Consider the following 13,898-nt stretch of genomic DNA (forward strand, 5'->3'; position numbering starts at 1 on the left):
CTCCTTTCACCCCGGCTCAAACAAGAGCCAGCAGCGTGAGCACCAGGGCCACCACTGCGGCCATGGAAATAATGTTTATTTGCAGGCTGCCGCTCTGCACGTGCCGCAGCATTCCGCCAAGAGAGCGCACGCTGCGGGCCGTGCCGTCAACCACAGTATCAATGCCGTGCCAGTCAAACCATGACCAGAAGCGCGCCGTGCGCATGAGCGGCACTATACCCTGCCGGTTCCAGGCCTCGCCCACGGCATTGTCCGCAGACTGCACGGGCTTGCGCGCAAACCAGTAAAACAGCCTGCCGCCCATGCGGTAAAACCAGTCCAGATCCAGACTGATGGTGGGCTCCGGCGTGAGCTTTTTGAGCAGCAAAAAGAATCCCAGGGCCGTAAACAGCAGTATCTGCAAGGTTTCAGAAATATGCGCCGCGCTGTAGGGGTGGTACTGCGCCGCCACTTCGGGGAAGGGAAGCATGTCGTACAGGTACGGCGTGTAGCAGCCGATGAAGATGCACAAAAACGCCGCCACCGCCATGGCCGCCTGCATGTTGAGCGGCGGATCGCCCGCGCGTTCCCATGTTTCCTTGGAGCAGTTGTTTTTGCCAAACCAGATGAAGTAAGGAACCTTCAGACCCGTGTGCAGGAAGGTACCCGCAGAAGCCAGGGTGAGCAGAAAGCCCGCCCAGTAGTTGTGCGCCTCAAATCCGGCGGCAACGATCATGGCCTTGGTCACAAAACCGCTGAACAGGGGAAAGGCCGAAATAGAAAGCCCGCCCACCAGAGTGAATACAAAGGTTTTGGGCATCTTTTTGTACAGGCCGCCCAACTGGGTGAACTTGCTCACGCCCGTCATGTGCAGCACAGAGCCGCAGCCCATGAACAGCAGCCCCTTGTAGAGAATGTGGGCAAAGGCGTGGGCGCAGGCCCCGTTGATGGCCAGCGGCGTGCCTATGCCCACAGCTGCCACCATGTAGCCCACCTGACTGATGATGTGGTAGGCCAGCAGGCGGCGGGCGTCGTTTTCAAGCACTGCGTACACAACGCCGTACAGGGCCATGCACACGCCAAGCGGCACCAGAATTTCCATGCCCGCAAAGCTGCGCGCCAGCACATATACGGCGGTTTTGGTGGTAAAGGCGCACATGAATACCGCGCCTGTCACCGTGGCTTCGCCGTAGGCATCGGGCAGCCACGCATGCAAGGGCGGCACTGCCGCGTTGAGGATAAACCCGGCCATGATCAGGTAGGTGTAAAGCTGCGGATCAGCCACGCCGATGGGGCCGAAGGTCAGATCGCCCGTGGCCCGGTAGCGCAGCACAAGCCCTGCCAGCAGCAGCAAACCACCCGCGGTGTGCACCAGCAGATATCGGTAGCCGGAGGCCAGCGACTCCTTGCGCCGCCTGAACCACACCAGAAATACGGAGGAAAAGGCCATCAGCTCCCAAAAGAGAAAGAGCGTCAGGTAGTCCCCGCAAAAGATGACGCCCAGTGATCCTGCCACATATGTCCAGGCGGCGGAGTGCTGCGCGGCTTCTTCCACATGCAGGCCATAGATCGAGCCGATCACGCACATGAGGGTCATGATGTAGGCAAAGACCATGCTCAACGCATCGACCTTGCCGAATATGAGTTGCCATTTCATGAAAGGCAGCACGCCGTATACTCCATTGTGCCCCTGCATGAGCAGCACGGCGCAAAAGGCCAGCACCGGCACAAGCACGATACATATCCGGCGCAGGGCCTTGGGCAGCAGCGGCAAAATCACCGCGCCCAGCAACAGAACTGCGGAGGGGTGAATCCATGGCTCAGTCATCGTAATAATCCTCGCGGGTCATAATGCCCAAATGGCCGAACCACTTGGAAACGATGATAATCACAACACAGGCGACAAAGCCGAACGCGGCCCAGAATCCGGGTATGCGCTCCACAAATGTGTGCACATGCTCTTTTGAAACAAACAGGGCGTCCCACACCACCAGCGCGGCCAGCACCACCAGGCACACGCGAATGGTAGCCTTGAGCCGGGCGCGGAAAAATTCGATGATGTTCACTATCATCCTGTCACCACCTTCACGAAGGACATGATGGCATCGGGGTAAATGCCGATGAACACGGAAACGCCAGCCGCTATGAGAATGGGCACAACCATGCTCAGCGGGGCTTCACGAATGCCCGTTTCTTCGCCTTCCGGCCTTTTGCCGAAAAATGCCTTGTAGGTCACAGGCGCAAAGTAGGCCACATTCAGGAGCGTACTTGCCAGCAGCACCAGCAATATGCCCATGGAATGCGCGGGCATTTCCATTGCGCCCACCAGCAGCTTCCACTTGGTCACAAACCCTGCCACGGGCGGCGCGCCGATCATGGAAAGCGAGGCCACGGCAAAGGCCGCAAAGGTAAAGGGCATGGAGCGCCCAAGGCCGCTCATTTCAGAAATGCACTTTTTGTGCGTTGCCACATAGATCGCGCCTGCGCAGAAAAAGAGCGTTATTTTTGAGAATGCGTGGTTGGCGATATGCACTATACCGCCCTGTATGCCGTCTACGGTCAGGAGCGCCACGCCAAGCACGATGTAAGAGAGCTGGCTCACCGTTGAGTAGGCCAGCCGTGCCTTGAGGTTGTCCTTGGTCAAGGCAATGATGGAAGCCGCAAGAATGGTGAACGAAACAAAGTAGGCCGTGGGCACGCCAAGGTTCAGGCTTTTCATCAAATCAGTGCCAAACACAAAGAGCATGACGCGCGTGGTGCAGAACACGCCTACCTTGACCACCGCCACCGCATGCAGCAGGGCTGAAACAGGTGTGGGAGCAACCATTGCGCCCGGCAGCCAGTGGTGGAACGGCATGATGCCGTTCTTGGCAAAACCCAGAATGCAGCAAACGTACAGCACGGTTGCCAGCGCATCGCTGGCCCCGGCGGACAAGATGCCCGTGTGGCTGTTGTGGGCAAAATCCAGATTGCCCGTGAGCACGTAGATGACGATCATGGCTGGCAGCACCAGCCCTTTTGCCGTGGTGGTCAGGTACACAATATACTTGCGCGCGCCGTCATAGCCCTCGGCATCCTGATGGTGGGCCACAAGAGGATAGGTGCACACGCTGACCACTTCATAGAACAGGTAGAGCGTAAACAGGTTATCGGCAAAGGCCACGCCCATTGCCCCAAAAAGCGTCAGGGCAAAGCAGGCGCTGAAGCGCGTCTGGGCATGCTCGTTGAGGCCGCGCATGTACCCTGCCGCGTAAAAAACGGTGATAATCCACAAAAACGAGCCAACCAGCGCAAATACCATGGAAAAAGCATCCGCCCGAAAGCTTACCGAAAGCCCCGGCAGGATGGGAAAAAGCGTGAGGTGCAGCGTGTGGCCAAGCCCCAGGGGCGCAGGCGCAACATCGCCGATCATGGAGGCGATGATGCAGAACATGACCACCGCCGTTACAAAAGAAACGGTCTCGCGCACGTTGGGCCGACGCCCCGTCAGCATTATCAGGCATGCGCCGATCAACGCTGTAAGTATGGCGGCCAGGGGTCTGACGGATTCAACAATATCCATATGCTGTTCCCCTTAACCTTTGAGGTCTGACGGAGCGTCCGTTTCAACAGATCGGTACAGCCGGTACACCGCAATGATGATGGAAAGCACAATGACCGCTTCCGCCGCTGCGATGGCCATGACAAACAGGGCCGCGATCTGCCCGGTTGCCGTGTCTGGCGCACAAAACCGCCCAAAGGCCATAAAGTTTACCGAAGCCCCGCAGAGGATAAGCTCGGACGCAATGAGCATGCCTATGAACGTGCGGCGCATGGCCATGCCGAACAGCCCCAGGCCGAACAGTGCCGCGCCGATGACCAGATAGGTTTCAAGAGACTGACTCAAGCTGGCGTAGTGCATCACTTGTCCCTCCCGTGGCGGGCCAGTGCGAGCGCCCCCACCATGGCTACCACCAGAACCACGGAAATAAGTTCAAAGCTCATGGAATACGTGCTCAGCAAGGCCTGCCCGATGCGCTCGATGGTTCCTTCCATCTGCGACGGCGGCGTCTCCGGCCAGGGAGCCACGATGGATTGCACCACAAGCGCCGCTGTGATGGCGCAACTGGCCGCGGCGCCCAGAAACAGGCTGAGCCTGTTGCGACGCGGGGCACGGTTTGCGTCCGACGTTTCAGCCAGCATGATGGCGAATGTTATGGTGACGCACAGCGCGCCCACATACACAAGCATCTGCATAAAGGCCACAAAGGGGCTGGAAAGGTAGTAATAAAGCCCCGCCACGCCAGTGAAGCACAGGGCAAGCCCTGCCACGCGGCGTATGAGCGTGCGCGCCGAAACAGCCAGCACCGCGCCGCAGAACGTCACCAGCACAAAGAACCAGAAAATGCCCTCGGCCAGCGTTTGCATAGTTTCATGACTGGACATCAGGGACGCTCCTTGAGCCGCCGTACAAGGTCAAAGTGATACTCCGCCTCGTCAAACCCGGCCAGATTGTAGTCATGAGAAAACGTCAGCGCGTCTGTAGGGCACGATTCCACGCACATACCGCACAGGCTGCACTTGGTAAAATTCAGTTTGTAGCTCGTGAGGGTCTTCTTCTTGGCCCCATCCAGTTTTTCGCCCGCAAGCTCTATGCAGCCCGAGGGGCAGGCCTTCTGGCACGATCCGCACACAATGCACCTGTCCGTGCCGGTTTCCGGGTCGTATACAAGGTCGATATGGCCCCTGTAGCGCGGTGTTATGGGCAGCACCTCACGCGGGTAGGATGATGTAACCACCGGCTTGAAAAAATAGCGCAGCGTTATGCCCATGCCCACAAAGAGGCTCCACCCGCCTGAAAAGATATTTTTAAAGTATGCGTTCATACTACAGCACCTTGAGCAACGCGCTGGTAATGATGAGGTTGACGAGCGCAATGGGGATAAGCACCTTCCATGAGAGGTTCAGCAGGCCGTAGAAGGTTGTGCGCGGAAATGTCCAGCGCACCCAGATTACGGTGAATATGACCGCGTAGAGCTTGATGGCAAACCAGTGCGCCCCCGGCCAAAGCCCCAGCGGGCAATCCCACCCGCCAAGAAACAGCAGGGTCAGCAGACTGGCGCCAACCACCACGTTGGCGTACTCGCCCATAAAGTACACGCCAAACCCCATGCCCGAATATTCCGTAAAAGCGCCTGCGATCAGTTCGCTTTCCGCCTCGGCCATGTCAAAGGGGGCGCGGTTTGTCTCCGCCAGCATACAGATAAAAAAAATGATGAACGAAACCGGCATGAGCGGGCTTGCAGAAAGGCGCAGCACGTTCCAGTGCCAGAACCCGCCCGATTGCGTGGCAACGGTTTCGCTGAGGTTGAGAGTGCCCGTGACCATCACAAGGCTCACTACAACAAGCAGCATGGGGATTTCGTAGGCCACGTTTTGCGAAACCACGCGCGCGGCGGAGATAACCGCGTACTTGTTGCGCGAACCCCACGCCCCGAGCAGGAGGCCCAGCACGTTTACCGAGGCAAAGGCGTAGATGGCCAACAGCCCCAGATCAAGGTTACGCGCCACCAGCCCTTCGGTGTAGGGAATAGTCACAAAACTCATGAAGGCCGGGGTCATGACCAGCACAGGCCCAAGGCAGAACAGCACGCCGTCCGCATCCTTGGGAATGAACACCTGTTTGGTCATGAGCTTGAAACCGTCCGCCAAGGGCTGCAACAGGCCATAGGGGCCAACTTCCTTGGGCCCTATGCGCCGCTGTATATGCCCTGCCACCTTGCGCTCAACCCACACCAGATAGGCCGCGTTAAGCGCCACAAAGACAAGGAATCCTACAAGATACCCCAGAAGACGCAGCATTTCGGAATAAAACGTCATAGCTGTGTTCCTTAGCGGTCAATATCCGGAATCACCAGGTCAAGGCTGCCGAGCAGCGCCAGTGCATCGGGCAGCAGCATTCCCCTGCCCGCCTCGCCAAAAACAAGCAGGTTTGAAAAACAGGGGGTGCGCCACTTGAGCCGCCAGGGGGTACCGCTGCCATCGCTGACGGCGCGGATACCCAGAAGACCGCGCGCCGTTTCCACAGCGTGGTAATAGTCGCCCTTGGGCGGTTTGATGGTTTTGGGAACCTTGGCCGCCATAACCGGGCCTTTGGGCAGATAGTCGAGGGCCTGCTCAAGAATGCGCAGACTCTGCTCAATCTCGTCCATGCGCACCTTGTAGCGGGCCATGGAATCACCCTCGGAGTACACGGGCACGTCAAAAGTAAAACGGTCATAAACGCCGTATGGCTCGTGCTTGCGCACGTCGTAAGCAATGCCCGCACCGCGCGCCACAGGCCCGGTTGCACCGTATTTGCGGCACATCTCGGCAGGTACAAAACCCACATCCACAAGGCGCTGCTGGATAATGAGGTTTTTGGAAACGAGGGAATGGTACATGGGCAGGCGCTTGCGCATACGCGCGATAAAGGCCCGCGTGCCTGTTACAAAGTCATCGTCAACATCGTTGTACACGCCGCCAAAGCGGAAGTAGCAGTATGTGAGCCGCGACCCGGTAACGGATTCCAGCAGATCCAGAATCTGCTCGCGATCGTCAAAAGCGTACAAAAGCGGCGAGAACCCGCCAAGATCAAGCACAAAAGCCCCAAACCAGAGCAGATGGCTTGAAACCCGGTTCAGCTCGTTGGTGATGACGCGGATGAATTCGGCGCGTTCCGGCACTTCAATGGAAGCGGCGCGCTCGACAAGACAGGCATAACCGTGGTTGTAGGCCAGGGCATGCAGGTAATCCATGCGGCCCGTATTGGGCATAAACTGCGCCCAGGTGCGGTTTTCGGCCATTTTTTCGTGCATGCGGTGGATGTAGCCAAGCACAGGCTCGGCCTCCACTATATACTCGCCGTCCATGACCATCTTGACGCGCAAAACGCCGTGCGTAGCCGGATGCTGCGGGCCAAGGTTCAGAACAAACCGCTCGTCTGTGGGACTTTGGGCAAGATAGTTCATGCGCTATAGTCCTTGAGCAAGGGGTGGTATTCCGCGTCTTCGGGCAACAACAGGGGGATGAGGTAGGGGTGCCCGATAAAGACGATGCCAAAGAACTCGTGAATCTCGCGCTCGTGCCAGTGGGCTATGGGATAAATTTCGGCGATGGTGTGGATCTGCGGGTTGGAGCGCGGCGTGCGCACCCGCAAGCATACCCTGTGGCGGGCGGAATAGAGGTTGAAGTCGTATACTACTTCAAGCTCGTCTTCCTGCGGTATGGATTCCTGCACTGGGGTTTCAGGTGGGGCGGCCTCGCTGGTACTCGGCGCGTCCGCTGCACTGGCAGCGGCGGCTTCGGCGGCCTTTTTGGCCTTGGCTTCGGCCTCCTTGCGCAGGGCCTCGCACTCGCCAAGCCAGTCAACCCCGGTCATTCCTTCAAGAAAGTACCCCGCTCCGTCCATGATGCCCACGGCGGCAAGCAGGGAGCTTTCCGGCAGCGCCACATCAAGATCATAGCCCACAGAGGCATGATCTGCAGCGCGAACACTGGCTCCGGGCAGGGCCGCCAACTGTGCGCCAAGGGTTTCTGCGTTCATGACGTATGCCCTCCTGCTTCCTTGCCCGCCTTGTCTTCCCCGGTGGCTCCTCCAGATGCACTCACAGGGGCACCTCCATCACCCGCAGCATCCCCGGCAGGTGCCGGGGGCGCTTGCGCCTCCTCCTGCATTCTGGCCGCCTGCGCCGCCGCAGGGCCGGGAATCCCCGGGGGCGTCACCACGGGCCAGCGCCGGGTGCCTGTGAGCTTTTCTTCCAGCTTCAAGATGCCTTCAATCAGGGCTTCCGGCCTTGGCGGACAACCGGGAATGAACACATCCACGGGGAAAAGCTTGCCTACGCCCTCCACCACGCCGTACTGCCCTTCGTACACAAAAGGCCCGCCGGAAATGGCGCAATTGCCCATGGCGATGACCCACTTTGGCTCGGGCATCTGGTCGTAAAGAATCTGCACAGCCGGGGCCATCTTCTTGTTGATGGTGCCGGAAACGATCATCACATCGCTCTGCCGGGGCGACGGTCTGAACACCTCGGCCCCAAAGCGCGCCAGATCAAAGCGGGACGCGCCAGTCGCCATCATTTCAATGGCGCAGCAGGCAAGGCCGAATGTCATGGGCCAGAGCGAATTGGCCCGGCACATGTCCAGCAGCGAATCCAGCCGCGAAAAGTGGACTACCGATCCGAATATATTTTCCGTTGCCACTGGAACACTCCCTTTTTCCACGCGTACAGAATGACAAGGGACAAAATGCCCACGAACAGAAAAACTTCCGCGAACGTCAGGAAATCACTGATGGGAGAAGCCTTGTTGTAGATAACCGCAACAGGGAAGAGAAAGAGAATATCAACCGCAAAGGCGAGGAACAGCAGCGAGTACATGTAATATACCGCGCCGAATTTGATCCACGCATCGCCAATGGGGTCAATGCCGCACTCAACAATCTGGCGGGTTTTGCCCACAGTGTTGCGCGTAAGGCGGGGGGCAAGAAAAAAAACAATTACAAATGGCCCCAGAGCAAAGCTCATGCCGCCAAGGCAGAACGCCATTATGTAGACAATGTCAACAAGTTCGCTGCTAGACATAAATTTTTCCTTGTAATAGGAATAAAATTTACGAAAAGATATACTTGATCAATCCACAAACAATTAAATTAACAGTCGTTTGTGAATTTATAAATTAAGTTAAATACTACTCCCCCATAAACTTTGTGTCAATAATTGTTAAAAAAAATACATGCTTCTGTTCAAAAATGTACAATTAAAGGAATTTTTTATTCAATCATATTAGTGTATTAATCATTTATTTGGAATTGCGTACAATCACAAAAAGCGAAAAAAACAATTTTATTTTCATTGCTGGCGGTAATTAGTTCGAACAGCGTTTCTAAACATGCTGAAGTTATTTACTATTTCTATTTCGTGCTATTTTTTTAATAAAAATAGCACGAAAATTCATAAAAATTGCCGCTTGTCGCACAGGGCTAAATGGCGGTCAGGGCGTTGCCGCAGCAAAAAATGAACTCTGTAGGGGTAGTGGCTTGCGACTGCGGGCAACTGAGAAACCAAGGCTCCAGTGCAAATAAAAAATATCCCCCAGCCCAATCGAGGCTACATACAAAAAAAGGCGCATTAGGTAACTCCAATGCGCCGAAGTCCGTTTAGCCTCCTGCAAAACCTTCAGAAAAACTTATCTCAAAATCGAAAGTCCCGCTGACCGCTTTCAATGGCGGCAAGGTATTCCACAGCCTTGTTGCGAACCTTGTCGCTGGGAATTTTTTTCAGTTCCTGCTCTATCATGGCAAGGCCCATCTGCCGGGTTTGCGGCGAGGCGTAGTCCTGCAAATATTCCTTGAGGGTCAGCAGAGCATTGGGGTGACAGCAGTTCAAAATCTGCTGGCTCTTGCACAGGCTCATAAAGCGGTCGCCGGTGCGGCCCTCGCGGTAACAGGCCGTGCAAAAACTCGGCACATGCCCCTGCTCCATGAGCCAGCGCACCACCTCGTCCAGCGTGCGGCGATCGCTCACATCAAACTGCGCGGAGTTGTCTTCTTCCGGCTCCGGCTCATAGTACCCGCCAACGCTGGTGCGTGAACCACCGCTGATCTGCGAAATGCCCAGCGGCAAAACCTTTTCACGCACGGCCTTGCTCTCGCGCGTGGAAACAATCATGCCAGTGTACGGCACAGACACGCGGATACAGGCGCAGATGCGGGCAAACGTATCGTCGCTGATGCCGTTGTCGAACACGTCGGGGTTGATGTCGTCTGCGCGGCGAATGCGCGGCACGCTGATGGTGTGCGGGCCAACGCCCTGCACGGCTTCGAGGTGCTCGGCGTGCATGAGCAGAGCCGCAAATTCATAACGGTAGCCCTCAAGACCGAAAAGCACCCCCAGGCCCACATCGTCAATGCCGCCCTGCATGGCGCGATCCATGGCCTCAGTGTGCCAGGCGTAGTCGTGCTTGGGCCCTGCCGGGTGCAGCTTTTCGTAACTCTGCTTGTGGTAGGTTTCCTGAAACAGAATGTACGTGCCGATGCCAGCATCCTTGAGCATTGCGTATTCTTCCACCGTGGTCGCCGCTATGTTCACATTTACCCGGCGGATGGCCCCGTTCTTGTGCTTGATGCTGTAAATGGTCTTGATGCACTCAAGTATATACTCAATGGGGTTCATGGTGGGGTGTTCGCCCGCCTCAAGCGCAAGACGCTTGTGCCCCATGTCCTGCAAGGCAATGGCCTCGCGGGCTACTTCTTCCTGACTGAGTTTTTTGCGGGCGATGTTTTTATTCTGCGAATGATACGGGCAATACACGCAACTGTTGATGCAGTGGTTTGAGAGATACAGCGGCGCAAACATGACAATGCGGTTGCCGTAAAAGTCGTGCTTGATCTGATTGGCAAGCCTGTACACCTGCTCCACTTTCTCCGGCAGCTCGCAGGCAAGCAGCACCGAGGCCTCGCGGTGGGTCAGGCCTTTTTTTTGCGCAGCCTTGGCAATGATGGCGTCAATAAGTTCTGCATCGCGCGCGTGCTCGGTTGCATAGCTCAAGGTATCGAGCACTTCACTGTGGTCAATAAATTCATCTGCGCGCAACGACTGGGGATTGTACATAAAAAAACCTCCGGCAAGACCCATATTCTCAGGCGGTGCGGGCGGGTGACCAGCCATATTGGCATAGAGAACTCGACAGGCAGACTGTGAAAAAACATCCCGTGGGAATTGCTTTTTCGCAAAAAGAGAAAATACAGGCTGCAAACTTGACGTTTTTGCTGGCGGCAGGCTCCGCCACTGGATATCTCACCGAAATCAAAAAATTATTTATAGGGCTGTGCACTACGTATGTGAACAGCCCGTGTGCGCTGTTGCGGGCTACCTGATTACCTGAATAAATGGCCAGGGGCAGCCCAGCATTCAAACTGGCCGACACGGGGGGCAAACCGTGTCGGCCGTGGGTCTGGCCCGAGGGGTCTTGGGGTCCCTCAGGTGGAAAAGGCCAGGGCTTTATTCGTACGGATAAGCGGTACCCTCAAACTCCTTGTGGCGAGGGTTGGGGTATTCGCCTGAAGCCGTAAGAGCCTTGAGGCCTTTTGATTTATCAAACCACTTGGTGTGGAGGTTTTCTTCTGACTTATGGCTCAGGGGTTTGCCGAGCCAGGAATCGTAAAGCGCTTTTACCTGCGTATTGTCCTGGCTGGCGCGCTTGGGAAAGGCCGAATCGGCACTGTACACGGCGGCAGAGCGGTCGCTCATGTAATCCTTGAAATCCTTGGCGGCGGCATAGGCCTTGTTGGCCATGCGAACCCCAAGCAGCAACCCGCCGGAAAGAATACACGCGCCTTTCAGAAATCCGCGTCTGGTAGTGGCAATGATAGACATGGGCGGCCTCCTCTAGGCTTTGGGCTGGGTGTTGGCAAGACGCTGCTTCAATCCGGCAAACAGGCTTGTGGCCTTGCGTTCCGCGCTTTGCAGCACATTGGGCATGATGGGCTGCCCGCCGCCGCACACGCACCCGCCGGGGCAGGCCATAAATTCAATGAAATGATACGGCGATTTGCCCGCCCGCACTTCATCGCACACCTGGGCAAAGCGTTTTGCGCCATGCACAACCGCCAGATGCAGTTCAATACCGTTGACGGTTACCGTATATTCCTTCAGGCCTTTGAGGCCGCGCACCTGCTTGAAATCCCACGATTCCGGCCGCTTGCCGGTTACGGCCTGATAGGCGTAACGCAAGGCCGCTTCCATAACACCGCCGGACACGCCGAATATGGTCGCGCCGCCGGTAGATTCGCCCATGAGGCTGTCGCGCTGGCCGTCGGGCAGCTTGTTAAAATCTATGCCCGCCTGACGGATCATGTAGGCCAGTTCGCGCGTGGTCAGGGTGGCGTCGATGTCGCGCAGGTCATTCTGTGCATATTCCTGGCGCAGACCTTCGTACTTTTTGGCTACGCAGGGCATGATGGAAACGGTATACAGGCTCTTGGGATCGTATTTGGCCTTTTCTGCGCCATAGGTTTTGGCAAGGCGGCCATTCATGGCCACAGGCGATTTACAGGATGAAAAATGCGGCAACAGGTCGGGATAGAAGGTTTCCGCATACTTTTGCCAGCCGGGACAGCAGGAGGTGAATTGCGGCAGATCGCGCTTTGCGCCGAGGCGCTCCACAAATTCCGAGGCTTCTTCCCAGATGGTCACGTCGGCGGCAAATTCCGTATCCCAGCAGTTGGAGAATCCAAGCTGCTTGAGGGCTGCCAGCATTTTGCCCGTGGTCACACTGCCGGGGGCGAGGCCAAAGGCTTCGCCAAGAGCGTAACGCACAGAAGGCGCAGGCATGGCAATGCATTTGACGCTTTTATCCTGCAATTTCTTTTGCAGCTCCGGCACCCAGGTCTGCACCTCATAGATGGCCATTTCCGGGCAATGGGTCAGGCACTGGGCGCAATTGATACATGGTTCGGGGTGGGCAATCTTGTGCGTGAGGCCGGTTTCGCCATAAATGGCGCCGCTGGGGCAGTATTCCTGGCAGGAATCGCAGCCGATGCATTTTTCGGGATCAATCTGCACAAAAAACATCTTGTCGCCGTCCGCACCCTGGGGGGGCACATTGAGCTCGTACGCGATGTGTTCCATTTCAATGCGCGGCATTACAGCCTCCTGGCGGGTAACAGGTTGATTTGTTCACAGCGGCGCGTTTGCGTCCGCCTATTGATTCTGCAAGTAAATTCGGGCCTAGGCCGATGCGTGAGGCGCACCAGAAGCTGCACAGGGCAAAAGGCCAGAAACAACATCCTGTGCCGCTGGCTCCTGCCAGCGGGCAAGGGTGTGGCTGCGCCCCGCCCCTTCAATGGCCTTGCGCGCGCCAAGCATGTCCACACGATTTTTATTGTCGTAAATGCAGTACTGACTGCCGTAAGCTGACGGCGTAAACGAGGGCATGAGCACATTGCCGCCCGCCAGCAGGCCGTTGCGTTGCCCGCCTTGCGCGTCCACCGTTGCCAGGGCCGTAGTGGCGGGAATGTTGGCCCAGGGCATGACAATGCGCATGACGGCCATCACACGCAGGGCGAGCTGCGCGCTGCCCGCAGGATACGCGCCAAGCGGCGTGTCGTGCTGCGGAATGAACGGCCCGGCCCCGCACATGGAAACCCCAAGCCTGCGGGCCAGAATAATGTCGTCTGCCAGCGAATTCAGGCTCTGACCGGGCAGGCCCACCATAAAACCGGAGCCGATTTCGTAGCCAAGCCGCTGCAAAACACGCAGGCTGGCAATGCGCTCCGCCAGCACATGCCCAGGATGCAGGGCCTCGTAGAGCAATGGATCGGCGGTTTCGTGCTTGAGCAGAAAACGCACTGCGCCGGCTTCTTTCCACAAGGCATATGCGGCGCGCGGATGCTCGCCCACGCTCAGGGTCACGGGCACGTTGAGCCCGCCGCGCAGGCAGTCAATCACATCGGCCAGCCACATGGGATCAATGGCGTATTCACCCGATTGCAGCACAATGGTGTCTGCACCCAAGGCAACGGCGCGCGTGGCGGCTGCCATGATCTCCGCCTTGGCAAGCGTGTACCGCCGCAGATTGCCGTTCTGGCAGCGCAAACCGCAGTAGCGGCAGTTGCGCCTGCACGAATTTGAAAATTCTATGAGGCCGCGAACATGCACGTGCGCGCCTTTTTCTTCTTCCAGCACACGGGCGGCACGTTCGCACACCGCCTCAAAGGGCTGTGCAAACAGGAGATCAAGTATTTCTTCGCGGCGCATGCTTTACCATCCAATCCTGTGCCATGAACCGCCACTGCCAGCCAAACCAGCACGTGTGCAGCCCGATATGTCCAATGTTCTAAGAAAATGTGTTACAAAATTTAAAAAAGTAACACCGGACAAACAAAAAACACCCAA

The 13,898-nt window shown here is 56.9% G+C and carries 14 protein-coding genes and 1 pseudogene; all 15 read right to left on the reverse strand.

The window, feature by feature from the left end; all coding sequences use genetic code 11:
* Positions 1-16: 16 nt before the first annotated feature.
* Positions 17-1,807 carry a Na(+)/H(+) antiporter subunit D gene (locus ACUZ9Q_RS07435; RefSeq protein ID WP_215647597.1) on the reverse strand — a complete coding sequence of 597 codons (1,791 nt, stop codon included), beginning with the start codon at positions 1,805-1,807 and terminating at the stop codon, positions 17-19.
* Positions 1,800-2,045, reverse strand: coding sequence for a hypothetical protein (locus ACUZ9Q_RS07440; protein ID WP_215647596.1), 246 nt, complete (start codon positions 2,043-2,045; stop codon positions 1,800-1,802). The genes ACUZ9Q_RS07435 and ACUZ9Q_RS07440 overlap by 8 nt, the downstream gene beginning before the upstream one ends.
* Before the next feature lie 2 nt (positions 2,046-2,047).
* Complete coding sequence (locus ACUZ9Q_RS07445) at positions 2,048-3,541, reverse strand: monovalent cation/H+ antiporter subunit D family protein (protein ID WP_192111822.1); 1,494 nt, start codon at positions 3,539-3,541, stop codon at positions 2,048-2,050.
* A 12-nt stretch (positions 3,542-3,553) separates the two neighbouring features.
* Positions 3,554-3,880, reverse strand: a complete 327-nt coding sequence (nuoK, locus tag ACUZ9Q_RS07450; RefSeq protein WP_192111823.1) for an NADH-quinone oxidoreductase subunit NuoK — start codon at positions 3,878-3,880, stop codon at positions 3,554-3,556.
* Entirely contained in the window at positions 3,880-4,404 is a 525-nt protein-coding gene (locus ACUZ9Q_RS07455) for an NADH-quinone oxidoreductase subunit J family protein (RefSeq protein ID WP_192111824.1), read from the reverse strand. The genes nuoK and ACUZ9Q_RS07455 overlap by 1 nt, the downstream gene beginning before the upstream one ends.
* Positions 4,404-4,844, reverse strand: a complete 441-nt coding sequence (locus ACUZ9Q_RS07460) for a NuoI/complex I 23 kDa subunit family protein (protein WP_022658762.1) — start codon at positions 4,842-4,844, stop codon at positions 4,404-4,406. Before ACUZ9Q_RS07460 ends, ACUZ9Q_RS07455 begins: the two co-directional genes overlap by 1 nt.
* Before the next feature lies 1 nt (position 4,845).
* Positions 4,846-5,838, reverse strand: a complete 993-nt coding sequence (gene nuoH / locus ACUZ9Q_RS07465) for an NADH-quinone oxidoreductase subunit NuoH (protein ID WP_192111826.1) — start codon at positions 5,836-5,838, stop codon at positions 4,846-4,848.
* 11 nt (positions 5,839-5,849) lie between these two features.
* On the reverse strand, positions 5,850-6,968 hold the full coding sequence (locus tag ACUZ9Q_RS07470; RefSeq protein ID WP_192111827.1) for an NADH-quinone oxidoreductase subunit D: 1,119 nt from the start codon (positions 6,966-6,968) through the stop codon (positions 5,850-5,852).
* The gene (locus tag ACUZ9Q_RS07475) at positions 6,965-7,543 is read right to left on the reverse strand and encodes an NADH-quinone oxidoreductase subunit C (RefSeq protein ID WP_449247633.1); all 579 of its coding nucleotides are present in this window, start codon (positions 7,541-7,543) and stop codon (positions 6,965-6,967) included. The genes ACUZ9Q_RS07470 and ACUZ9Q_RS07475 overlap by 4 nt, the downstream gene beginning before the upstream one ends.
* 179 nt (positions 7,544-7,722) lie before the next feature.
* Positions 7,723-8,190, reverse strand: a pseudogene (locus ACUZ9Q_RS07480) (NADH-quinone oxidoreductase subunit B); the annotation flags it as partial.
* Complete coding sequence (locus ACUZ9Q_RS07485; protein WP_192111829.1) at positions 8,175-8,585, reverse strand: NADH-quinone oxidoreductase subunit A; 411 nt, start codon at positions 8,583-8,585, stop codon at positions 8,175-8,177. The gene ACUZ9Q_RS07485 and the pseudogene ACUZ9Q_RS07480, both read right to left, overlap by 16 nt.
* Before the next feature lie 609 nt (positions 8,586-9,194).
* Entirely contained in the window at positions 9,195-10,613 is a 1,419-nt protein-coding gene (gene hydG, locus ACUZ9Q_RS07490) for a [FeFe] hydrogenase H-cluster radical SAM maturase HydG (protein WP_449247634.1), read from the reverse strand.
* Between the two features lie 390 nt (positions 10,614-11,003).
* A complete protein-coding gene (locus ACUZ9Q_RS07495; RefSeq protein WP_022658755.1) occupies positions 11,004-11,378 on the reverse strand; it encodes an iron hydrogenase small subunit in 375 nt (124 codons plus the stop codon).
* Between the two features lie 12 nt (positions 11,379-11,390).
* Positions 11,391-12,647 (reverse strand): [FeFe] hydrogenase, group A, encoded by a 1,257-nt coding sequence (locus ACUZ9Q_RS07500; protein ID WP_192111831.1) that lies wholly within the window; start codon positions 12,645-12,647, stop codon positions 11,391-11,393.
* Positions 12,648-12,731: 84 nt separating this feature from the next.
* A complete protein-coding gene (gene hydE / locus ACUZ9Q_RS07505; protein WP_449247635.1) occupies positions 12,732-13,760 on the reverse strand; it encodes a [FeFe] hydrogenase H-cluster radical SAM maturase HydE in 1,029 nt (342 codons plus the stop codon).
* Positions 13,761-13,898: the final 138 nt, after the last annotated feature.

It is taken from the genome of Desulfovibrio desulfopostgatei (assembly GCF_053570645.1).